Consider the following 22,332-nt stretch of genomic DNA (forward strand, 5'->3'; position numbering starts at 1 on the left):
CCACCGAAGCGCCAGCGGCACCCCGAGGCCCCGGATCAGGTCCGGGGCGTGCCCCCCTCAGGGCGTCTTCTCGCCCTTCAGCGCGTCGCGGATGTCGATCAGCACGTCGAGCTGGCTTGGCCCGGTCTTCACCTCGGGCGCCACCTCGTCGGGGCGCTCCGCGGCGGCCTTGATGCGGTTCACGGCCTTCACCAGCATGAACACCACCATGGCGACGATGAAGAAGTTGATCACCGCCATCACGAACTTGCCCACCGCGAAGACCGGCTCGCCCGACTCCTTGGCCGCCTCCAGCGAGGCGTACTGGCCATCCCCGAGGACGTAGAACCAGCCCGAGAAGTCGATGCCGCCGGTGAACAGCGCGATCACCGGATTGATGAGGTCCGAGACCAGCGAGTTGACGATGGCCGTGAACGCCGCGCCGATGATGATGCCGACGGCGAGGTCGATCACGTTGCCCTTGGCGATGAAGTCCTTGAATTCCTGGATCATGGAAGTCCTCGTTGGGTTGTCCGGCCCCGCGGGGGCCCTGCGCGCACGGCCCATCCCCCGAACGCGCGCCGATGTCTGCCCCCCCCGCGCGCCGCGCGCCGCGCGCTGCGTCCCCCATGCGACACCCTTCGGGAGCTTCCGATGACCGACCTCTCAGCCTTTCCGATCACCCGCCGCTGGCCGCCCCGGCGCGCGGACGCGGTCCAGCTCTACGGCTTCCCCACGCCGAACGGGCGCAAGGTGGCGATCATGCTCGAGGAGACGGGCCTCCCCTACGACGCCCACCGCGTCACGCTGGACCCGGCGGACGTGAAGTCGGAGGCCTTCACGTCGCTGAACCCCAACGGGCGGATCCCCGCGATCCTCGACCCCACGGGCCCGGACGGACGGCCCGTGGCGCTGTTCGAGAGCGGCGCGATCCTGCTCTACCTCGGCGAGAAGGCGGGCCGGTTCCTCGGCCGCGACGCCGCGGAGCGGGCGCACGTCACCGCCTGGCTGATGTGGCAGATGGGGGGCCTCGGACCGGCCACGGGGCGGCTGGGCTGGCTGGTCCGCGGCGCGGGCCGCGCGGTCGCGGACCCGCGGCCCCGCCGGCACGCGGCGGACGAGGTGCGGCGGCTCCTGGGGGTGCTCGACGGCGCGCTGGAGGGGCGGGCGTGGATCGCCGGCGACTACTCGGTGGCGGACATGGCGATCGCGCCGTGGCTGGACGGGCTGGAGATGTACGGCGCGCGCGAGATCGCGGGCTGGGACGGGTTCGCGAACCTCGCCCCCTACCTCCACCGCTTCCGCGCCCGCCCGGCCGTGGCGCGCGGATGGGACGTGCCCCCGCGCGCGGGCTGAGCCGCGCCCCTCATGTCGTTGCCGCGACGCCCCAGCCGAGGATCACGAGGACGGACAGCAGCGACAGCGCGAGGACCGCGATTTCCAGACGTTCGATCATCCGCGAACCTTGCGCCGCGAGGCGTTGACGGTCGGTTAACGGCCCCGATCGGCGGTCAGTCCGGCAGCGCGCCCGTCAGGACGTAGCGCAGCACCGCTGCCACCTGCGCGGGCGTCTCGCACACGGCGGCCGCCGCCGCGCAGACCTCCTTGAGCGCGTGCCCGTGCTCGGGCGGGTGCTGCACGACGAGCGACTTGCCCAGCGCCGCCGCCTGCCCCGCGTCGAAGGCGGCGTTCCACTGGCGGTACTTCTCGCCGAAGCGCACCACCACCACGTCGGCCTCGGCGATGGCCTTGCGCGTGCGGATGCCGTTGATCCCGGCGCCCAGCCGGTCGTGCCAGACCTGCCGCTCCTCCTCGCCGAGGATGGCGACGCCGCAGTCGTCCGAGGCGGCGTGGTCGGTGACCGGCATGGTGAAGCGCACGGGCAGCCCCTCGCAGGCCCGCTCGATCTCGGCGCGCCAGCCCGAGTGGATCTCGCCGGCGAGGTAGACGGTCAGGTGCATGGGGGCCTCCGGGTTTCGCCCCGGCCTAGAACGCGGACCCGTGAAACGCAAAGGGCCCCGGCGATGCCGGGGCCCTCTGTCGCGCTTGCCCGCCTATCACTCGGCGTCGGCCTTGGCCTCTTCCTCGCCGGTCTCCTGGTTGACCATCTTCATGGCCAGCCGGACCTTGCCGCGGTCGTCGAAGCCCAGGAGCTTGACCCAGACCTCCTGGCCCTCCTTGAGGACGTCCGAGGGGTGGTTCAGGCGGCGGTTCTCGATCTGGGAGACGTGCACCAGCCCGTCGCGCTTGCCGAAGAAGTTCACGAAGGCGCCGAAGTCGACGATCTTCACGACCTTGCCGCGGTAGACCTTGCCCTCCTCGGGCTCGGCCACGATCGAGTGGATCATCTCGTAGGCCTTCTTGATGGCCTCGCCGTTGGCGGACGCGATCTTGATCACGCCGTCGTCGTTGATGTCCACCTTGGCGCCCGAGACCTCGACGATCTCGCGGATGACCTTGCCGCCCGAGCCGATCACTTCGCGGATCTTGTCGGTGGGGATCTGCATGGTCTCGATGCGCGGCGCGTGCTCCGAGAACTCGCGGCGCCCTTCGGTCAGCGCCTTGCCCATCTCCTCGAGGATGTGCATCCGGCCCCGCTTGGCCTGCTCGAGGGCGGTCTCCATGATCTCGGGCGTGATGCCCGCGACCTTGATGTCCATCTGGAGCGAGGTGATGCCCGCCTCGGAGCCGGCGACCTTGAAGTCCATGTCGCCGAGGTGGTCCTCGTCGCCCAGGATGTCGGTCAGCACCGCGTAGGCGCCGTCGTCCTCGAGCACGAGGCCCATCGCCACGCCGGCCACGGGGGCCTTCAGCGGCACGCCCGCGTCCATCATCGACAGCGAGGCGCCGCAGACGGTGGCCATGGAGCTGGAGCCGTTCGACTCGGTGATCTCCGAGACGAGGCGGATCGTGTAGGGGAAGTCGGTCGGCGCCGGCAGCACCGCCTGCAGCGCGCGCCAGGCAAGCTTGCCGTGGCCGATCTCGCGGCGGCCCGGAGGCCCGAAGCGGCCCACCTCGCCCACCGAGTAGGGGGGGAAGTTGTAGTGCAGCAGGAAGTTCGAGCGGAAGTTGCCGTGCAGCGCGTCGATGATCTGCTCGTCGTCGCCCGTGCCCAGCGTGGTCACCACGAGTCCTTGCGTCTCGCCGCGCGTGAACAGCGCCGAGCCGTGGGTGCGCGGCAGCAGCCCGACCTCGGCGTCGATGGCGCGCACGGTGTCGAGGGCGCGCCCGTCGATGCGCTTGCCGTTGCGCACCACGTCGCCGCGCAGGACGGTGGATTCCAGCTTCTTGAGCGCGGAGCCGAGGTTTGCGTCCTCGCGCTGCTCGTCCGTCAGCGCCTCGCGGATCGCGTCCTTGGCGGCCGAGACGGCCGAGGTGCGCTCCTGCTTGTCGGTGATGGCGTAGGCGTCGCGCATGCGCTGCTCGCCGGCGGCCTTCACGGCCTCGAACAGATCCGAGTAGTCGGGCGCCTGGAAGTCGAACGGCTCCTTGGCAGCGTCCTCGGCCAGCGCGACGATCAGGTCGATCACGGGCTGCATCTGCTCGTGGCCGAACTTCACGGCGCCCAGCATCTCGGCCTCGGACAGCTCGTAGGCCTCCGATTCCACCATCATCACGGCGTCCTTGGTGCCGGCGACGACCAGATCGAGGCGCTGCTCGGGGTCCATGCGGAGCCCCTGCATGTCATCGACGGCCGGGTTCAGCACGTACTCGCCGTCCACGAAGCCCACGCGGGCGCCGGCGATCGGGCCGCGGAAGGGCGCGCCCGAAATGGTGAGCGCGGCCGAGGCGGCGATCATGGCAACGATGTCGGGGTCGTTCTCGAGGTCGTGGCTGAGCACGGTGCAGATCACGAGGACTTCGTTCTTGAAGCCCGGCACGAACAGCGGGCGCAGGGGCCGGTCGATGAGACGGCTGGTGAGCGTCTCCTTCTCGGTGGGCCGCGCCTCGCGCTTGAAGAACCCGCCCGGGACCTTGCCGGCGGCGTAGTACTTCTCGTTGTAGTGAACCGTCAGGGGGAAGAAGTCCTGGCCCGGCTTCGGCGCCTTGGCGTAGGTCACGGCGGCCATGACGGAGGTCTCGCCGTAGGTCGCGATCACGCAGCCGTCGGCCTGGCGGGCGATCTTGCCGGTCTCGAGGGTGAGGGTGTCGTGCCCCCACTCCATATCTTTCTTCACGATGTCGAACATGCGTTTTCCTGTCTGGGAGCGCACCCGCCCCTGCGGGTCTCCCGAATGCGTGGCGGCCCCATTGCCGCCGGCCCCTGTGTCCTCTGCACGACGCCGGGGTCCGCTGCGTCACGTCTCAGATGGTGCGCATGTAGGGGCATCGGCGGCGGAAGGGAAGCCGCGGCGTGGGTGCGCGGGGCAACGATCCTCGCCGCTCCGCGTTGGAAGCCGACCCATCGGAGAATCGCCATGTCCCGCCCCGCGCTCCGCCTCGCCGCGGCCGCCCTCGCCGTGCTCGCCCCCGCCGCCGCCCTCGCCGACACCGCCGCCGACCGGCGCGGCGACACCGCCTTCCACGACCCCGCCATCGCGCACGCCCCCGCCGACGGAGTCGTGCGGCTCTACGGCGCGGGCGGGCCGCACACCGCGTTCCAGAAGGTGGCCGACGTCTGGGAAGAACGCACCGGCACCGAGGTCGAGGTCGTCGCCGGCCCCGAGAGCGACTGGACCGCCGACGCGCAGCGCGGCGCGGACATCCTGTGGGGCACCTCCGAGCAGTCCATGACCGCGTTCCTCCTGACCTACACCGCGTTCGACCCCGCGAGCGTCGAGCCGATCTTCCTGCGCCCCGCGGTGATCGCCGTAGCCGCGGGCAACCCACGCGGGATCGAGGGCTTCGACGACCTGCTCGCCGAGGACGTCCGCATCGTCGTCACCGAGGGCGCTGGCGTCTACAACACCTCGGGCACGGGCGTGTGGGAGGACGTGGCCGGGCGGCTCGGGCGGCTGGAGGACGTGGCGCGCTTCCGAGGCAACATCGTCGCCTACGCGCTCGGCTCGGGCGCGAGCTACGCGCAGTTCGCGGAGCGGGATGCGGATGCGTGGATCACCTGGCCCAACTGGCCGATCACCAAGGACGACCTGGACATGGTCGAGCTCGCGCCCGAGCGCACGATCTGGCGCGACGTGAACGTGGCCGTCTCGCCCGACGCGGACCCCGAGGCCCGCGCGTTCCTCGACTTCCTCGTGGGCGAGGAGGGGCAGGCGCTCATGCGGACCGAGGGCTGGGTCCGCTAGTCCCCCGCGCCCGCGGCGGCGTGTCGATGCCGTGGGCCTTGCGCGCCGTCACCAGCCGCAGGTCCTCGGGGTCCATGCCCAGCGACAGCATCGTGCGCGGGTCGAAGCGGGCCCGCGCCGCCGCCGCATCGTGGGGCGTGCCCATCAGCCGGTCGATCCAGCCCATGCCGAAGCTGACGTGGAACGTGGCGCGGTGGTCCTGGAAGTGGTGGGTGAGGTGGCTGCGCGTGACCTTCTGCCCGAACCACCCCTTGGGCACCCGCAGGTGCGCCAGCGTGTGGCAGTACTCGTAGAACGCGAAGGCCGTGGCCGAGCCGCCGAACAGCGCCACCCACGACAGGAGCGCCGCCGGCCCGAGGCCGACGAGCGGCCACAGCACGAGGACGTGCAGCAACACCGAGAGGAGCCCGAAGCGCACCGGGTACCAGTGGTCGTCGCCGGTGAAGAACTCCGGGTCGGCGGGAAACTCGTGGTGGCCGATGTGGGAGCGCCACAGCGCCGTGAACGCCCCCTGCTCGCGGGGCGGCGCACGGTGCAGCAGGAACCGGTGCATCGCGTACTCCACGAAGAACTGCAGCACCGCCCCGTAGAGCGCGGCGGCGAGCAGCCACGGCGACGGAAACAGCACGGCCAGCACGACGGCGAGCGCCCAGAACGGCGCGAGCCGCCGCAGGCTGCCCATGTGCACGAGCACGCGGAGCGTCGGGATCATGGCACGTCCTCTCCCTGTGACGCCCCCGAGGATCGCCGCGAAGGCGCGCACGGGTCAACACGGACGCGGCGTCGCGTGCCCCCCCCAAACGCAGGACGCCCCCGCGAGCGGGGGCGCCGGAGGGCGTCGGGCGTGCCCCCGCGGGGGCCGGCCTTCAGCGGCGGATGCCGAGGCGCTCGATCAGCGAGCGGTAGCGGGCCTCGTCCTTGCCGCGGGTGTAGTCCAGCAGCTTGCGGCGCTGGGCCACCATCATCAGGAGACCACGGCGCGAGTGGTTGTCCTTCTTGTGGGACTTGAAGTGCTCGGTCAGCGTGTTGATCCGGCTGGTCAGGATCGCGACCTGCACTTCCGGAGAGCCGGTGTCGCCCTCCTTCGTCCCGAATTCCTTGATGAGCTTCTGCTTCTCTTCGACGGTGATCGACATCGGGGCCTCCATGGCTTGATGCGGCGGCGGCCGGGATGTCGTCCAGCACGCGCCAGTGGAAGGCCGCCCCGTACACGAGCCCCGCGCGGGGCGAAAGCCCCCTCCCGCGCCGTTAACCCCGAGGCCATGCCGCGCTCGCCCGGCGGGGGGCGCCCGTGCTAGCTCCGGGCAGCGCCGCCCGGGGGGATGCGGCGGCCGGCCCGCCGGGGGCCGGCGCGCATCCGGAGGCCCGCCCCATGTTCACGATCACCGCGCTGCTCGGCGCCCTTCTGGGCGGGCTGATGCTGCTCGACGTCCCCCCCGCCGATGACCCCGAGGACGCCCCGCCCGAACCGGACGGCGGCGACCGGGGCGGCGGCGACCTGCTCGACACGGCCACCCCCGACGACGACGCCCCCGATCCCTCCGGCACCCCGCCGCGCCCGCCCGTCGACGACGCCGCGCTGGTGCTGCGCGGCGCCGCCACCGAAGCCGCCCCCCCGTCCGCCGCCGCGCCGCCGCCCGAGGAGGACGAGGAGAGCGGGGACCCGGGGCCCGACGGGGTCGACGTGGTGCCGGGCGATCACCTCACCGACGGTCGCGGCGGCTCGCTGCTCGGCGACCTCGGCCTGCGCTCCGACCCGCTGCTCGGCACCGCGGGCGACGACACGCTCGGCGGCTCCGGGGCGGGTGACCTCATCATGGGCAACGAGGGCGACGACGCGCTCGCCGGCGGCGCCGGGTGCGACCACCTCGACGGCGGCCACGGCGCGGACCGCCTCCGCGGCGGCGCGGAGGGCGACGCGCTGATGGGCGGCGGCGGGGCCGACACGCTCCACGGCGACGGGGGCGACGACCTCCTGGCGGGCGAGGACGGCGACGACTTCCTCCTGGGCGGTGACGGCGCGGACCGGCTGTTCGGCGGCGCGGGCAGCGACACGCTCGAGGGCGGCGCGGGCGCGGACCTGCTCGACGGCACGCACCACGACGGCGGCCCCGCCGACGGCGCCGACCTCCTGCGCGGCGGCGCGGGCGACGACACGCTCGCCATGGGGGCGGGCGACGAGGGCTGGGGCGGCGCGGGCGCGGACCTCGCGATCTTCGCCGGCCCGGGCCTCGGCGCGCTCGCGCCCGAGCCCGGCGCCCCCCTGCCCCGCCTCATGGACTTCGACCCCGAGGGCGACCGCATCGAGCTGATCGCGGGCGAGGAAGGCGGCACGCTCGGCACCCGCCCCGAGAACGGCGGCCTGACCCTCCTGCTCGACGGCACCGTGGTCGCCTGGATCGCCGGCGTGGACGCGATCGACCCCGCGCTGATCCGCGTGGTCGCGGAGTAGCCTCAGGCCGGCAGGCGCAGGCGGGCCATGAAGAACCCGTCCATGCCGCCCCGCTCGGGCCAGAGGTCGGGCAGGAGCCGCAGGCCCCACTCCGAGCGCGCCTCGTCGGGCAGGCCCCAGTCGGCAGGGTCCAGCGGCTCGGCCACCAGCCCCGGATGGCGCTTCAGGGCCGCGCGCACCTGATGCTCGCCCTCCACGGGCAGCAGCGAGCAGGTGCAGAACACCAGCGCGCCGCCGGGCCGCACCAGGGCGAGGGCGGCATCGAGCATCCGGTACTGCAGCTTCGTCAGCGCCTCGAGGTCGCGGCTCGCGCCCAGGTGCACGAGGTCGGGGTGGCGCCGGATCGTGCCCGTGGCGGAACAGGGGGCGTCCAGCAGCGCCGCGTCGAACGGCGCGTCCGGCGCCCAGTCCAGCAGGTCGGCGGCCACGATCTCCGCCGCCAGCCCCGTGCGGGCGAGGTTCTGGCGCACCCGCGCCAGCCGCGCATCGCTGAGATCGAGCGCCGTGACCTTTGCCCCCGCCGCCGCGAGCTGCATCGTCTTGCCCCCCGGCGCGGCGCAGAGGTCGGCGACCCGCTGCCCCGCCACATCGCCCAGCAGGCGTGCGGGAACGGCGGCGGCGGCGTCCTGCACCCACCACGCGCCCTCGTCGTAGCCCGGCAGCGCGGTCACCTGGCCGCCCGCGCGGCGCAGGCTGCCCGTGGGCAGGCGCACCGCGGCCAGCGGCCCTTCCCACGCCTCGGGGTCCTTCGCGGTGATGTCCAGGGGAGCGCCCGCCAGATGCGCCGCCTCGATGGTGCGCAGCCGCTCCTGCCCCCAGGCCTTGCCCACCGGCGCGCGCAGCCACTGGGGCAGGCGCGGGGCGGGCGTCGCGTCCCACGCATCGCGCCCGGCCCCGCGCAGCACCGCGTTCACCAGCCCCGCCTGGCGGGCGGTCTTCTGCGACATGCGCGCCAGCGTCACCGCGTCGTTGACCACTCCGTGGGGGGCCGCGCCGTCCTCGAACATCTCCGAGAGCGCCAGCCGCAGGATGTCCTGCACCCGCACCGCCGGGCGCCGCTCCATGGCGCCGGCGATCAGGGCGTCGGCCCGCCCCATGTGCCGCAGCGCCAGCCCGGCCAGCCGCAGCGCGCGCGCCTGCACGGCGCCGTCGCCCTCGCCGGCCGCGTCCGAGAGCATCCGCCCCTCGCGCGTCACCCGCGCCAGGAGGCGCAGCGCCTCGCGCCGCGGCGCGAGGCTTCCGCCACCCCCCATGGGGGCCTTCGCCCCGCCCTGATCCTTGTTCGCCATCCCGGCGCGCGTATATCGAAGGCATCCCCGCGGCAAGGAGAGCCCCATGGCCCAGCGCATGACCGTCGATCCCTCGGACCTGCCCCTGCGCGACGGCGACGACGGCCCCGCCTGCCCCACCTCGTCGCGCGACCGCGCGGCGCCCGCGCCCGCGCCGCTGGACCCGGCCGCCGAGGCCGCCCGCCGCGCCGCCCTCCCCGAGCCCGCCCGCCGCGCCCTCGAAGAGGCCGAGGCCCGCCGCGCCGAGACGCTCGCTCTGCCCCCCGAGCTGGGCGGCCGCGACGGCCCCGAGCCGGTGCGCTACGGCGACTGGGAGCTGAAGGGGCTGGCGATCGACTTCTAGGGAGCCTGCCGAACCTCCGATTCCCGGCAGCCGGGGCGGCCGCCGCGGAACGCCCCCCCCGGCAGCCTCCCCCGTCTTCGTTTCACAAATACCTCGGGGGAGGCGCGGAGCGCCGGGGGCGGAGCCCCCATTCATAGGCCGACCGCACCCCCTCGGCCTCCGAGGAACCAGCCGGTGAACGTCGCCCCGCCCGGAGACGGTCCGCCCGTGGTATGCTCGGGCAGGCCCAACCCCGCGGGAGACGCCCCATGCGCGACGCCCCGATGGCCGACGTGATCGAGGCCGGCGCCGGCCCCCGCGTCGTCCTCGTCCACTCCAGCGGCGCGGGCGCACGGCAGTGGCGCGGGACGATGGAGCGTCTCGCTGAACGCTTCCACCTCCTCGCCCCGAACCTCCACGGCTACGGCGCCACGCCGCCCTGGCCGGAGGGCCGGCCCCAGACGCTGGCGGATCAGGCGGCGCTCGTCGCGCCGCTCCTGCGCGGGGGCGGGCCGGTCTCGCTCGTGGGCCACTCCTTCGGCGCCAGCGTCGCCATGAGGGTCGCGGCCGAGCACCCGGACCGGGTGCGCCGCCTCGTCCTGCTGGAGCCGAACCCCTTCTGGCTCCTCCGCCTCCATGGGCGCGCGGAGGCCTTCGCCGAGGTGGAGCGCCTGCGCGACCTGCTGTGCGGGGCGGCGGACGACGCGGCGTGGGAGGCGGCCGGGGCGCGCTTCGCCGACTACTGGAACGGCGCGGGCACGTGGGCCGCGATGCCCGAGGCGCGCCGCGCGCGCTTCCTCCATGCGCTCCGCCCGAACCGCCACGAATGGGCCGCCGTGATGGACGAGGCCGGCACCGTGGACGCTTGGGCCGCCCGCCTGCCCCGCGCCACCACGGTGATCGCCGCCGCCGACACGGTCCGGCCCATCGCCGGGATCGTGGCCCTGTTGCGCAATGCCTCCCCCGGCTGGCGCTTCGAGACCCTGCCCGAGGGCGGCCACATGGCCCCGCTCTCGCGTCCCGATCTGGTGGAGCCTCTCATGGAGGCGGCGCTGCACTAGGTTGCTTCGCCCCGGCCTCGCGCCGAGGCCTCCGCCCTCCGCCGGCGCTCCCCTCCGGCTCGGCGGCACCCGCTGGCCACCCGGAGGCCCCGGCGCGGGGCCGGGGCGTGTGTCCCGAAGGCGTTACCGCAGCCCCAGAACGTCCAGCATGTCGTAGCTCCCCGGCTTCTGCCCCTGCCCCCAGAGCGCGGCCCGCAGCGCGCCCCGCGCGAACACGGACCGGTCCGACGCCTTGTGGCCCAGCACGATGCGCTCGCCGTCGGCGGCGAAGATCACCTCGTGGTCGCCCACCACGTCGCCGCCCCGGATCGCGTGGAAGCCGATCGCGCCGCGCCGCCGCGCGCCGGTCATGCCGTCGCGGCCCCGGTCGGCCACGTCGGCGAGCGCCACGCCGCGCCCCCCAGCTGCGGCCTCGCCCAGCATCAGCGCGGTCCCCGAGGGCGCGTCGACCTTGTGGCGGTGGTGGGTCTCGACGATCTCCACGTCGTAGTCCTCGCCCAGCGCGGCCGCGACCTGCCGCACCACCTGCGTCAGCAGGTTCACCCCGAGGCTCATGTTCCCGGCCCGCACCACGGGCGCGTGGCGGGCGGCGCGCTCCAGGGCCGCGATGTCGTCCTCGGACAATCCGGTCGTGCCGACGACGTGCACGGCGCGGGCCTGCGCGCACAGCTCCGACATGGCCACGGTGGCCGCCGGCGCCGTGAAGTCGATCACCGCTTGGGCGTGGCGCACCACCTCGATGGGGTCGTCCGTGACCGGCACGCCGGTGGCCGCGCCGCCCAGCGCCTCGCCGAGGTCGCGCCCCGCCCAGGGGTGGCCCGCGCGCTCGGTGACGCCGGCCAGATGCGCCCCATCACTGCCGGCGACCACCTCGCACAGCATCCGCCCCATGCGGCCCGAGCCGCCCGCCACCACGATGCCCACGCTCATGCGATGTCCTCCGAATGTCTGCACGGGGGGTGTACAGGGGGTGCACGGGGGGTGCACGGGCGTTTTGGCCGTGGTTGCGCGCCTCCGCCCGCGCCCCTATCTGGGCGCCTTCCGATCCGGAGGACGACCCATGGCCCGCTCCCGCTTCCAAGGCTCCGGCCCCTCGCAGCGCCAGCTCCGCGTGGGCGAGCTGATCCGCCGCACCCTCTCCGAGGTGCTGCAGGGCGGGCACGTGCACGACCCCGAGCTGAACGCCATGAGCATCACCGTGGGCGAGGTGACCTGCTCGCCCGACCTCAAGGTCGCCACCGCCTGGGTGCTGCCCCTCGGCGGCAAGGACCGCGAGGCCGCCATCGCCGCGCTGGCCCGCAACCGGGGCGAGCTGCGCCGCCTGATCGGCCGGGAGCTCACGCTGAAGTACGCGCCCGACCTGCGCTTCCGCATCGACGAGACCTTCGACCGCATGGACGCCGCGCGCGACCTGTTCGGCTCCGAGACGGTTCGCCGCGACGTCGAGGCCGAGGACGAGGGCGAGGACGGCGGAGAGGCCCGGTGATCCGCGCCCTCCTCGTCCTCCTGAGCCTCGCCGCGCCCGGCCACGTCGCCGCCCAGGGCGCCGACCTGTGCCGGAGCGTCGAGCACCGGGGCCAGGCCTTCACGGTCTGCTCGGTGGACCTGGACCGATACCGCGCCGACCTGCACCTGCGCGACGCCGAGGGCCGCATCCTCGGCAGCTTCGCCGCGATGGAGGCCGCCCACGGCCCCGCGCTCGTGGCCATGAACGCGGGCATGTACCACCGCGATCGCAGCCCCGTGGGCCTCTACCGCGAGGAGGGGCGCGACGTCGCCCCCCTCGTCACCTCCGCCGGTCCCGGCAACTTCGGGATGCTGCCCAACGGCGTGCTGTGCCTCGGCGACGGCGAGGCCCGCGTGGTCGAGAGCCGCCGCTACGCCGAGGAATCCCTGGCCTGCCGCGACGCCACCCAGTCGGGGCCGATGCTGCTGATCGATGGCGAGGTGCATCCGAGGTTCATCGAGGACAGCCCCTACCGCAACGTCCGCAACGGTGCCGGTGCCTCGCCCGATGGGCGCACGCTGCATCTCGTGATCTCGGACGGAGCGGTGACCTTCCACGAGATCGCCACCCTCTTCCGCGACGAGCTGGGCGTGCGCGACGCGCTCTACCTCGACGGCAAGATCTCGCGGCTCCACGCCGGCGGGCGCTCCGACGTGGGCTGGCCCATGGGGCCGATGATCGCCGTGCGGGCGCGGTAGGGTGGCGCGGCGGCGCAAGGGGCGCGCGGTGCACGGCTGGCTGGTCGTGGACAAGCCCGCCGGGATCACCTCGTCGGCCGTGGTCGGCAAGGTCCGCTGGGCGCTCGATGCGGCGAAGGCGGGCCATGCAGGCACGCTGGACCCCGATGCGACGGGCGTGCTGGCGGTGGCGCTGGGCGAGGCGACCAAGACCGTGCCGTACGTGACGGATGGGGCGAAGGGCTACCGCTTCCGCGTCGCGTGGGGCGCGGAGACGTCCACGGATGATGCCGCGGGCGAGGTGCTGCGCACGTCGCCCGAACGCCCCTCCGCGGAGGCGGTCGAGGCGGCGCTGGAGGCCTTCCGGGGCGACATCATGCAGGTGCCGCCGCAGGTCTCGGCGGTGAAGGTGGGCGGGGCGCGGGCCTACGACCTGGCCCGCGAGGGCGAGACGCTGGAGCTGGCCGCCCGCCCCCTGCACGTGGCGCAACTCGAGATCGTCGCCTGCGACGCGGACGGCGCGGAGCTGGAGATGACCTGCGGCCGCGGCGGCTACGTCCGCAGCATCGCCCGCGACCTCGGCCGCGCGCTGGGCTGCCTCGGTCACGCGGCCTGGCTGCGGCGCACGTGGTCGGGGCCGTTCCGCGCCGAGGACGGCGTCGCGCTGGACACGGTCGAGGCCGAGGCGCGCACGCCCGCGCTGGAGGCCCGGCTCCTGCCGCTGGAGACGGCGCTGCGCGGCCTGCCCGAGCTGCCCCTCGCGCCCGGCGCGGCGGTGCGCCTCGCGAACGGCAACCCCGGCGACGTCCTCGCGGGCGCCGAGCCGGGCGCCGAGGCCTGGGCGTCGGAGGGCGGCGAGGCGGTGGCCATCGGGCGCTACCTCGGCGGGCAGCTCCATCCGAGCCGCGTGTTCCGGCGGTAGGCGCCCCTCACCGCCCCGCCCTTGCGCCGGGGCCTCCGCCCGCCACGGGAGATGCGGTTGGGGAAGTGGCGATCCATGGCGAGCGGCGTCCCTCCCCCGCTCCGCGACGGAAGCGCCAGTGGCAAGCCGAGGCCCCGGCTCAAGGCCGGGGCGGGGCGTAGCCCACAGGTCGGCGCCGCCCCGCCCTTCCACCGCTCGCTCGCCTCTGCCACACCACCCCCATGATCCGCCGCGAGCACACGAAGGGCGACGCGCCATCCCACGCCGTCTACTCCGCCGACGAGCGCTACCGCTACGACCTCGTCCGTGTCTGGGACGAGGCCGGCCCGCGCGCGAACTTCCTCATGCTCAACCCCTCCACGGCCACCGAGGCGCGCAACGATCCCACCGTGGAACGCTGCGAGCGCCGGGCCCGCGCGCTCGGCTTCGGCGCCTTCCGCGTCACCAACATCTTCGCGCTGCGCGCCACCGACCCGCGCCGCATGCGCGCCGACCCCGAGCCGGTGGGCCGCCCCGAGAACGACCGCGCCATCCTGGAGGCGGCGCGATGGGCCGACGCCGTGGTCTGCGCCTGGGGCACCCACGGCGCGCACCTGGACCGCGGCGCCGAGGTCGAGGCGATGCTGCGGGGCGCGGGCCACCGGCTCCTGTGCCTCGGGCTGTCGAAGGCGGGCCACCCGAAGCATCCGCTCTACATCCCCTACGCCGAGCAACCCCAGCCCTGGGAGCCGCCATGCCCCTGACCGCCCACCGCATCGAGACCGAGCCCGGCGTCCACGTCGCCGCCTACGAGGCGGGGGACGGGCCGCCGCTGGTGCTGCTCCACGGCTATCCCCAGAGCCACCGCTGCTGGCTGCCCGCGCTGCCGATGCTGGCCGCGCAGCACCGCTGCATCCTCGTGGACCTGCGCGGCTACGGCGCCAGCGACGCGCCCGAGGACGACGCGGGCCACACCGTCTACTCGAAGCGCCGCATGGCCGGCGATCTCGCCGCCGTGCTGCGGTATCTGGATATCAAGCGCGCCGACGTGGCGGGCCACGACCGGGGCGCGCGACTGGCCTACCGCTTCGCACTCGACCACCCCGCGATGGTGCGGCGCCTCGCCGTGCTCGACGTGCTGCCCACGGTGGAGTTCTGGGACCTCTGGGCCGCCGAGCTGGCCATGAAGGCCTACCACTGGACCTTCCTCGCCCAGCCGAGCCCCATGCCCGAGCGCATGATCGCCGGGGCGCCGGAACTCTACCTCGACCACACCCTCCGGTCCTGGACGCTGGACCAAGATCTGCGACCCTTCGCCCCCGACGCGCTGGAGGCGTACCGCGCGCAGATGGCCGACCCGGCGCGCGTGGCGGCGATGTGCGCCGACTACCGCGCGGGCTTCCACACCGACCGCATGATCGACGCAGCCGACCGCGAGCGGGGCCGGCGCATCGAGGCCCCCACCCTGTTCCTGTGGGGCGAGCGCGGCTTTCCCGCCTCGCAGCCCGATCCGCTGTCGATCTGGAACCGCTGGACCGTGGAGCTCGCGGGGCGGGAGATGCCCTCGGGCCACTTCGCGCCCGAGGAGGCGCCGGCGGCCGTGGCGGCGGCGCTCCTAGCCCATTTCGCGCAGGGGTGAGCGCGGCGTGACACCGGGCGCGGGCGGGCGTAACGTCGCCCGCCAGAGGCCCGATCCACGGGCCCACGGGGACGCATGAGCAGCTTCCGCAACCGGATCGCGACCCGCCTCAGGGTGTGGCGCGCCGCGCCCCCGCGCGGGGCGCAGGGGCTCGTGTGGCACCCCGAGCCGCGCGCCGAGGGCTCGGAGCGCGCGGGCCACCGGATGCTGGGCGGCGTGTGGCACCTCGCCGGCCATCTGGTCGAGGGCGCCCCGGATCCCTGGGCGATCCGCCCGCCCTCCGTGCCCTTCGCGCTGCAGCTCCACGGCATGGGCTGGCTCGACGACGTGATGGCGGTGGGCGGGCGCGAGGCCACCGCGCGGGCGCGCGGCTGGACGCTCGCCTGGGTCGACCGCTTCGGGCGCGGCGCCGGCCCCGGCTGGGCGCCCGCCACCACCGGGCGGCGGCTGGTGCGCATGATCGTCCACGCCCCCGCGCTCCTGCGCGGCATGGAGCGGCCCGAGCGGTTCCGCGACAGCCTCTACCGCCAGGCGCAGGTGCTGGCGGGAACCTGGGGCCGCGCGCCCGCGGGCCTGCCCCGCGCCGAGGCGCTGCTTGGCCTCCTGATGGCGGGCCTGGCGCTCGAGGGCATGGAGCGGCTCGGCGACGTCGCCACCGACGCGCTGGCCCGCACCGCGGACGCGGACGTCGGCGCCGACGGCGGCATCCCCTCGCGCAACCCCGAGGCGCTGCTGGAAGTGGCGATGCTGCTCGGCTGGGCCGCCGCCTCGCTGGACAGCGCCGGGCGCCCGGTGCCGCCCCTCCTGCGCGAGGCGGTGGCGCGGATCGTGCCGACCTTGCGTGCCCTGCGCCACAGCGACGGCGGCCTGGCCCGGTTCCACGGCGGCGGCGCGGGCCGGGCCGGGCGCCTCGACCGGGTGCTGGGCGAGAGCGGCGTGCGGGGGCGCCCCTCCACCGGCCTCGCCATGGGCTTCGTGCCGGTCGCCCACGGGCGCACCACGCTGGTGGTGGACGCCGAGGCCCCGCCCGAGGGGGCGGCGTCCGGCTCGGCCCATGCGTCCACCCTGGCCTTCGAGTTGTGCTCGGCCACCACGCCGGTCGTCGTGAACTGCGGCCCCGGCGGCCCGTTCGGCCCCGAGTGGCACCGCGCCGGGCGCGCCACCGCCTCGCACTCCACGCTGGGCCTCGACGGCCATTCCTCGTCCCGGATCGGCGCGCCCGTGGCCGCCGGCCCCGGGCTGCGGATCGCCCCCCTCGCCGAGGGCCCCGAGACGGTGCAGTGGCAGCGCACCGAGGGCCGCCGCGCCTCCACGCTGATCCTGTCCCACGACGGCTGGCGCCCCACGCACGGCCTGACCCACCTGCGCCGGCTGGTGCTGTCCACAGACGGACGGCGGCTCGAGGGCGAGGACGCCCTGCGCGCCGTGTCGGGCCCCGACAAGGAGCGGCTGGAGGACGCGATCGCGGCTCACGGCCCCGTGCGCTTCACGGTCGCCTTCCACCTGCATCCCGACGCCGAGGTCGAGACCGGGCTGGGCGGGCGCGCGGCCACGATCGCGCTGCCCACCGGCGAGATCTGGGTGCTGCGCCCCGGCGGCGGCGTCCCGCTGGAGATCCGGCCTTCCGTCTTCCTCGATCCCGGGCGCCTGCGGCCCACGCCGTCGCGGCAGGTGGTTTTAACCGACAGCGTCATGTCCTATGCGGCCACCGTCGACTGGACCCTCGTCCGCACCCAGGAGCCCGACGCGGCTTCGAGACGGACCTGAACGCGAGCCTGCCCATGACCGCCACCCCCGTCCCCCTCCGCCGCGCGCTCCTGTCCGTGAGCGACAAGACCGGCCTCGAAGATCTGGGCCGCGCGCTGGCCGCCCGCGGCGTGGAGCTGGTCAGCACCGGCGGCACGGCGCGCGCCCTGCGGGACGCCGGCCTCCAGGTGCGCGACGTGAGCGAGCTGACGGGCTTTCCCGAGATGATGGACGGTCGGGTCAAGACGCTGCACCCGATGGTGCACGGCGGCCTGCTGGCCCTGCGCGACGCCCACGCCGCCGACATGGAGGCCCACGGGATCGCGCCGATCGACCTGCTGGTGGTGAACCTCTACCCGTTCGAGGTGACGGTCGCGCGGGGGGCTGGTGAGGACGAGGCCGTCGAGAACATCGACATCGGCGGTCCCGCCATGATCCGCGCGGCGGCCAAGAACCACCCCTGGGTCTGCACCCTCACGGACGCCGAGGACTACGCCGCCCTGCTCTCGGAGCTCGAGGCCAACGACGGCGCCACCACGCTCGCCTTCCGCCGCCGCTGCGCCGCCGTGGCCTACGGGCGCACCGCCGCCTACGACGCCGCCGTCGCCACCTGGATGGCCCGCTGGGAGGAGACGCCGCCCCGCCGCGTCGCCGCCGCCGGCACCCTGGCCCAATCCCTGCGCTACGGCGAGAACCCGCACCAGTCGGCGGCCTTCTACCGCGACGGCTCGGCTCGGCCCGGCGTCGGCTCGGCCACGCAGCACCAGGGCAAGGCGCTGAGCTACAACAACCTGAACGACACGGATGCGGCCTTCGAGCTGGTGGCCGAGTTCGACCCCGCCACGCCCGCCGTCGCCATCATCAAGCACGCCAACCCCTGCGGCGTGGCCACGGGCGGCAGCTTCACCGAGGCCTACGCGCGCGCCTTCGACTGCGACCGCACCTCGGCCTTCGGCGGCATCGTCGCCCTGAACGGCCCGCTGGACGGCCCCACGGCCGAGGCCATCGCCGGCATCTTCACCGAGGTGGTGATCGCCCCCGAGGCCACCGACGAGGCCCGCGCCGTGTTCGCGGCGAAGAAGAACCTGCGCCTCCTGACCACCGGCGCCCTGCCCGACCCGCGCGCCCCGCGCCGCGCCATGCGGCAGATCGCCGGCGGCTGGCTGGTGCAGGACCATGATGCCGCGATGATCGCGGAATCCGACCTGCGGGTGGTCACCAAGCGCGCGCCCTCGGAGGCGCAGATGCGCGACCTCCTGTTCGCCTGGCGCGTCGCCAAGCACGTGAAGTCCAACGCCATCGTCTACGCCCGCGACGGCGCCACCGTGGGCGTGGGCGCGGGCCAGATGAGCCGCCTCGACAGCTCCCGCATCGCCGCCCGCAAGGCCGAGGACATGGCCGAGGCGCTGGGCCTGCCGCACTCGGCGGCGCAGGGCTCGGTAGTCGCCTCGGACGCCTTCTTCCCCTTCGCCGACGGCCTGCTCGCCGCCGCCGAGGCCGGCGCGCGCGCCGTGATCCAGCCGGGCGGCTCGATGCGCGACGACGAGGTGGTCGCCGCCGCCGACGAGGCCGGGCTGGCGATGGTGTTCACCGGCCAGCGGCACTTCCGGCACTGATCGTGGGAAAGCTCGCCGCCACCGCCCTCGCCGCCTTCGGGATCGACCAGCTCTCGAAGCTGTTCGTGGTGCACCTGCTGAACCTGCGCGAGGTCGGCGCCATGGACGTGGCCCCGCCCTGGCTGCGCTTCCGCATGGGCTGGAACGAGGGCATCAACTTCGGCCTCATGTCGGGCGCCGGCGCGAAGTGGGCGCTGATCGCCCTCGCCCTCGCCATCTGCGGCGCGGTGCTGTGGTGGTCGCGCGGCTTCCGCCATCCGCTGGCCTTCGTGTCCGCCGGCCTCGTGGTGGGGGGCGCGTTGGCCAACGTGCTCGACCGGCTGCTCTACGGCGCGGTGGCCGACTTCCTCAACATGTCGGTGCCGGGCATCCACAACCCCTTCGCCTTCAACTTCGCCGACGTGTTCATCTTCGCGGGCGCCTTCGGGCTGGTGCTGTTCGCCGACAAGGCGGGTGACGGCGCCGCCGATGCGCGCTAGCAACGCCCCGGTGTCCCGGAGAACCTCCATGCGCCTCGCCGCCCTTCCGCTGCTCGCCCTGCTCGCCGCCTGCGCCCGCGAGGAGCCGCGCCTCCTGAACCTCAGCAAGGCCGACCGCACCCCCGACGAGTTCTCGATCGTGCCCTCGCGCCCCCTCGAGCAGCCGCCCACCTACGCGGCCCTGCCCGCGCCGCTGCCCGGCGGCCCCTCGCGCGCCGATCCCGCGCCCGAGGCGGCGGCCGTGGCCGCGCTCGGCGGGCGCCCCGGCGCGGGCGCGGGCGCCGACCCGGCGCTGGCTGCCCGCGTGTTCCGCTACGGCGTGGGCGAGAACATCCGCGGCGTGCTCGCCGCCGAGGACCTCGCGTTCCGCCGCCGCAACGACCCGCTGCTGCTGGAGCGGCTGTTCAACGTGAACGTCTACTACGACGCCTACCGCCCGCTCTCGCTCGACCAGCACCGCGAGCTGGAACGCCTGCGCGCGCTGGGCGTGCGCACCGTGGCCGCGCCGCCCGACCCGCGCTGAAGCGGGGGCGCGTCCCCTGACAATGGCGTGAGTCCCCGTGCGCGCCCCTGTGCGCGGGGGCCGCGAGGCCGCACATGCATCCCGACGCCTGCACCGGAGGACCCCCTTGCCCGCACGAGCCCCCGCCCTCGCCGCCGCCCTGGCCGCCGCGACCTTCGCCGCCGCGCCCGCCTTCGCGCAGGACGCCGCCGCCGCCGCGCCCGCCGGCGACGACACGGTCACCACCTTCACGCTTCCCAACGGCCTCGACGCCATCGTCATCGAGGACCACCGCGCGCCCGTGGCCGTCCACATGATGTGGTACGACGTGGGCGCCGCCGACGAGCCGCCGGGCAAGTCCGGCATCGCCCACTTCCTGGAACACCTGATGTTCAAGGGCACCGACGACCTGGAGCCCGGCGAGTTCTCCCGCGTGGTCGAGGCCCAGGGCGGCTCCGACAACGCGTTCACCAGCCAGGACTACACCGGCTACTTCCAGCGCGTCGCCGCCGACCGCCTCGGCCTCATGATGCGGATGGAGGCCGACCGCATGCGCGACCTCGTGCTCGACGACAAGGACATGCTGACCGAGCGCGACGTGGTGCTGGAGGAGCGCGCGCAGCGCACCGACAGCGAGCCGGGCGCCCTGTTCTCGGAGCAGCGGAACGCCGCGCAGTACCTCAACCACCCCTACGGCGTGCCGATCATCGGCTGGCGCCACGAGGTCTCGGAGCTGACCCTCGCGGATGCCCTCGCCTTCTACCGCCGCTACTACGCGCCCAACAACGCCACGCTGATCGTGGCCGGCGACGTGGACCCCGCCGAGGTGCGCGCCCTGGCCGAGGAGCACTACGGCCCGCTGGAGCCCACGGAAGGCCTCGAGCCCCGCGCGCGCCCCTCGGAGCCGCCGCAGATCGCGCCGCGCCGCCTCGTGTTCGAGGACGAGCGCGTCTCGAACCCTTACGTGATCCGCACCTACCTCGCCCCCGAGCGTGACCCAGGCGCGCAGGAGGAGGCGGCGGCTCTCACGGTGCTCGCCCGCGTGCTGGGCGGCTCGTCGCAGACCTCGCTGATGGGCCGCGTGCTGGAGCAGGACGAGAAGACCGCACTCTACACCTCGGCCTTCTACTCGGGCACCTCGCTCGACCAGACGACCTTCGGCGTCGTCGTGATGCCGGTCCCTGGCCGCTCGCTGGCCGAGGCCGAGGCCGACATGGACCGCATGATCGCGCGGCTCTTGGAGGAGGGCGTCGACGAGGCGCAGCTCGAGCGCATCAAGACCCAGCTCCGCGCCGCCGAGATCTACGGCCGCGACAGCCTCCAGGGCCGCGCACGCACCTACGGCGTGGGCATCACGTCCGGCCTCACGGTCGAGGACGTGCAGGCGTGGCCCGCGATCCTCGACGCGGTGACCGGCGAGGACGTGGTGGCCGCCGCACGCGCGCTGTTCGACGCGGACGCCTCCGTGACGGGCTACCTGCAGGCCCCCTCCGAGACCGCCACGGACACCCTCGAGGCCGTCCCCGAGGAGCCTGCCGTCACGCCCGCCGACGCCCCAACCGCCCCGACCGATCCCGAGGACGACGCATGAGCCTTTCCCTCCGCGCCCTGGCCTTCGCCGCCGCCACCCTCCTGCCCGCCGCCGCCCACGCGGCGGTGGAGATCCAGGAGGTCGTCTCGCCCGGCGGCATCACCGCCTGGCTGGTGGAGGAGCACTCGATCCCCTTCACCGCCTTCGACATCCGCTTCGAGGGCGGCGCCTCGCTGGATGCGCCGGGCAAGCGCGGTGCCGTGAACCTCATGGCCGCGACGCTCGAGGAGGGCGCGGGCGAGCGGGACGCGCGCGCCTTCGCCGAGGCCGCCGAGGACCTCGCGGCCCGCTTCTCGTTCGAGGCGACCAACGACGCCGTCGCCGTGGAGGCCTCGATCCTCACCGAGAACCGCGCGGAGGCCGTCGCCCTCCTGCGCGAGGCGCTGGTCGCCCCGCGCTTCGACGCCGAGGCCGTGGACCGCGTGCGCGAGCAGGTGCTCGCCTCGATCGACCGCGCCGAGTCCGACCCCCAGGAGATCGCCTCCACCACGCTCGCCGCGCTGGCCTTCCCGGACCACCCCTACGGCTCGCCCCTCGACGGCACCCGCGAGACCGTCTCCTCGCTCGCCCCGGACGACCTGCGCGCGGCCCATGCCGCCGCCCTGACGCTGGACCGCGTCCACGTCGGCGTGACCGGCGACATCACCGCCGAGGAGCTGGGCCCCCTCCTCGACGAGCTCTTGGGCGACCTGCCCGCCACCGGCGGCCCCGAGGTCGCCGACGCGGACTACGCGCTCGGGGGCGGCGTGACCGTGGTGGCCCATCCCTCGCCCCAGTCCGTTGTGCTGTTCGGCCACGAGAGCCTTCGCCGCGACGACCCCGACTTCTTCGCCGCCTACGTGCTGAACCACGTGCTCGGCGGCGCGGGCTTCAACTCCTTGCTCATGGACGAGGTGCGCGTGAAGCGCGGGCTGACCTACGGCATCGGCAGCTACCTCGTGCCGCGCGAGCACGCGGCCCAGCATCTGGGACAGTTCTCGTCGTCGAACGCCAAGGCCGCCGAGGCGGTGCGCATCGTGCGCGAGGAATGGGCCGAGATGGCGGAAGCTGGCGCCGACCCCAAGGCGCTGGAGGCGGCCAAGACGTACCTCACGGGCGCCTACCCGCTGCGCTTCGACGGCAACGGCACGATCGCCGGCATCCTGTCGGGCATGCAGCTCCAGGATCTGCCGATCGACTACATCGCCACCCGCAACGCGCGCATCGAGGCGGTGACGCCCGAGGACGTGGCCCGCGTGGCCGCGCGCATCATGGACGCGGACGACCTGCACTTCGTCGTCGTGGGCCAGCCCGAGGGGCTGGAGACCGGCGCCCTGCCGGGCTGA

Annotated in this window: 23 protein-coding genes; 16 read left to right on the plus strand and 7 right to left on the minus strand. The window is 74.5% G+C overall.

The genetic code is table 11. The features are described 5' to 3' along the window. Positions 1-57: 57 nt before the first annotated feature. On the minus strand, positions 58-492 hold the full coding sequence (gene mscL, locus K3554_RS15855; protein WP_259942009.1) for a large conductance mechanosensitive channel protein MscL: 435 nt from the start codon (positions 490-492) through the stop codon (positions 58-60). A gap of 141 nt (positions 493-633) precedes the next feature. Between mscL and K3554_RS15860 the strand changes: the two genes are divergently transcribed. Beyond that, entirely contained in the window at positions 634-1,335 is a 702-nt protein-coding gene (locus tag K3554_RS15860; protein WP_259942011.1) for a glutathione S-transferase family protein, read from the plus strand. Between the two features lie 155 nt (positions 1,336-1,490). On the opposite strand, the gene K3554_RS15865 is transcribed toward K3554_RS15860, so the two are convergent. Beyond that, on the minus strand, positions 1,491-1,940 hold the full coding sequence (locus tag K3554_RS15865) for a YtoQ family protein (protein WP_259942012.1): 450 nt from the start codon (positions 1,938-1,940) through the stop codon (positions 1,491-1,493). Between the two features lie 96 nt (positions 1,941-2,036). After that, entirely contained in the window at positions 2,037-4,169 is a 2,133-nt protein-coding gene (gene pnp / locus K3554_RS15870) for a polyribonucleotide nucleotidyltransferase (protein WP_259942013.1), read from the minus strand. 228 nt (positions 4,170-4,397) lie between these two features. Between pnp and K3554_RS15875 the strand changes: the two genes are divergently transcribed. Then, entirely contained in the window at positions 4,398-5,225 is an 828-nt protein-coding gene (locus K3554_RS15875; protein ID WP_259942015.1) for an extracellular solute-binding protein, read from the plus strand. Here K3554_RS15875 and K3554_RS15880 read toward each other — a convergent pair. Continuing rightward, positions 5,197-5,937, minus strand: coding sequence for a sterol desaturase family protein (locus tag K3554_RS15880; RefSeq protein WP_259942017.1), 741 nt, complete (start codon positions 5,935-5,937; stop codon positions 5,197-5,199). The two genes, K3554_RS15875 and K3554_RS15880, sit on opposite strands and share 29 nt — an antisense overlap. A 154-nt stretch (positions 5,938-6,091) precedes the next feature. Continuing rightward, positions 6,092-6,361, minus strand: coding sequence for a 30S ribosomal protein S15 (rpsO, locus tag K3554_RS15885; RefSeq protein ID WP_259942019.1), 270 nt, complete (start codon positions 6,359-6,361; stop codon positions 6,092-6,094). Positions 6,362-6,597: 236 nt separating this feature from the next. Between rpsO and K3554_RS15890 the strand changes: the two genes are divergently transcribed. Further along, positions 6,598-7,677: a calcium-binding protein gene (locus tag K3554_RS15890; protein ID WP_259942020.1), complete on the plus strand. Its 1,080-nt coding sequence runs from the start codon at positions 6,598-6,600 to the stop codon at positions 7,675-7,677. 2 nt (positions 7,678-7,679) lie between these two features. Here the strand turns inward: K3554_RS15890 and K3554_RS15895 are convergent, their stop codons facing one another. Beyond that, the gene (locus tag K3554_RS15895) at positions 7,680-8,930 is read right to left on the minus strand and encodes an RsmB/NOP family class I SAM-dependent RNA methyltransferase (RefSeq protein WP_259945996.1); all 1,251 of its coding nucleotides are present in this window, start codon (positions 8,928-8,930) and stop codon (positions 7,680-7,682) included. 82 nt (positions 8,931-9,012) lie between these two features. On the opposite strand from K3554_RS15895, the gene K3554_RS16875 reads away from it, so the two are divergent. Both K3554_RS16875 and K3554_RS15905 read left to right on the plus strand, forming a co-directional pair. Further along, complete coding sequence (locus K3554_RS16875) at positions 9,013-9,309, plus strand: DUF1674 domain-containing protein (RefSeq protein ID WP_409197324.1); 297 nt, start codon at positions 9,013-9,015, stop codon at positions 9,307-9,309. Positions 9,310-9,557: 248 nt separating this feature from the next. Then, complete coding sequence (locus K3554_RS15905) at positions 9,558-10,349, plus strand: alpha/beta fold hydrolase (protein WP_259942021.1); 792 nt, start codon at positions 9,558-9,560, stop codon at positions 10,347-10,349. Positions 10,350-10,472: 123 nt separating this feature from the next. Here K3554_RS15905 and dapB read toward each other — a convergent pair whose 3' ends face one another. After that, positions 10,473-11,279, minus strand: a complete 807-nt coding sequence (gene dapB / locus K3554_RS15910; RefSeq protein WP_259942023.1) for a 4-hydroxy-tetrahydrodipicolinate reductase — start codon at positions 11,277-11,279, stop codon at positions 10,473-10,475. Between the two features lie 130 nt (positions 11,280-11,409). Here dapB and rbfA point away from each other — a divergent pair, with 130 nt between their 5' ends. The 11 genes from rbfA to K3554_RS15965 all read left to right on the plus strand — a co-directional run bounded on the left by rbfA (position 11,410) and on the right by K3554_RS15965 (position 22,332). After that, positions 11,410-11,835 (plus strand): 30S ribosome-binding factor RbfA, encoded by a 426-nt coding sequence (rbfA, locus tag K3554_RS15915; protein WP_259942024.1) that lies wholly within the window; start codon positions 11,410-11,412, stop codon positions 11,833-11,835. Further along, a complete protein-coding gene (locus K3554_RS15920) occupies positions 11,832-12,554 on the plus strand; it encodes a phosphodiester glycosidase family protein (protein ID WP_259942025.1) in 723 nt (240 codons plus the stop codon). The genes rbfA and K3554_RS15920 overlap by 4 nt, the downstream gene beginning before the upstream one ends. Before the next feature lies 1 nt (position 12,555). After that, entirely contained in the window at positions 12,556-13,455 is a 900-nt protein-coding gene (gene truB / locus K3554_RS15925; RefSeq protein ID WP_259942028.1) for a tRNA pseudouridine(55) synthase TruB, read from the plus strand. 221 nt (positions 13,456-13,676) lie between these two features. Next, positions 13,677-14,198, plus strand: a complete 522-nt coding sequence (locus K3554_RS15930) for a DUF1643 domain-containing protein (protein WP_259942030.1) — start codon at positions 13,677-13,679, stop codon at positions 14,196-14,198. Further along, positions 14,189-15,073 (plus strand): alpha/beta hydrolase, encoded by an 885-nt coding sequence (locus tag K3554_RS15935; protein ID WP_259942032.1) that lies wholly within the window; start codon positions 14,189-14,191, stop codon positions 15,071-15,073. The genes K3554_RS15930 and K3554_RS15935 overlap by 10 nt, the downstream gene beginning before the upstream one ends. A gap of 75 nt (positions 15,074-15,148) precedes the next feature. Beyond that, complete coding sequence (locus K3554_RS15940; protein ID WP_259942033.1) at positions 15,149-16,840, plus strand: heparinase II/III family protein; 1,692 nt, start codon at positions 15,149-15,151, stop codon at positions 16,838-16,840. A 14-nt stretch (positions 16,841-16,854) separates the two neighbouring features. Further along, the gene (gene purH / locus K3554_RS15945) at positions 16,855-18,435 is read left to right on the plus strand and encodes a bifunctional phosphoribosylaminoimidazolecarboxamide formyltransferase/IMP cyclohydrolase (RefSeq protein WP_259942036.1); all 1,581 of its coding nucleotides are present in this window, start codon (positions 16,855-16,857) and stop codon (positions 18,433-18,435) included. Positions 18,436-18,437: 2 nt separating this feature from the next. Then, positions 18,438-18,914, plus strand: a complete 477-nt coding sequence (gene lspA / locus K3554_RS15950; RefSeq protein ID WP_259942037.1) for a signal peptidase II — start codon at positions 18,438-18,440, stop codon at positions 18,912-18,914. A 28-nt stretch (positions 18,915-18,942) separates the two neighbouring features. Beyond that, positions 18,943-19,437: a DUF3035 domain-containing protein gene (locus K3554_RS15955; protein WP_259942038.1), complete on the plus strand. Its 495-nt coding sequence runs from the start codon at positions 18,943-18,945 to the stop codon at positions 19,435-19,437. A 139-nt stretch (positions 19,438-19,576) separates the two neighbouring features. Beyond that, positions 19,577-21,007 (plus strand): M16 family metallopeptidase, encoded by a 1,431-nt coding sequence (locus K3554_RS15960; RefSeq protein WP_409197358.1) that lies wholly within the window; start codon positions 19,577-19,579, stop codon positions 21,005-21,007. Further along, positions 21,004-22,332 (plus strand): pitrilysin family protein, encoded by a 1,329-nt coding sequence (locus K3554_RS15965; protein ID WP_259942042.1) that lies wholly within the window; start codon positions 21,004-21,006, stop codon positions 22,330-22,332. The genes K3554_RS15960 and K3554_RS15965 overlap by 4 nt, the downstream gene beginning before the upstream one ends.

Source organism: Jannaschia sp. W003 (assembly GCF_025144335.1).
Taxonomy (GTDB): Bacteria; Pseudomonadota; Alphaproteobacteria; order Rhodobacterales; family Rhodobacteraceae; genus Jannaschia.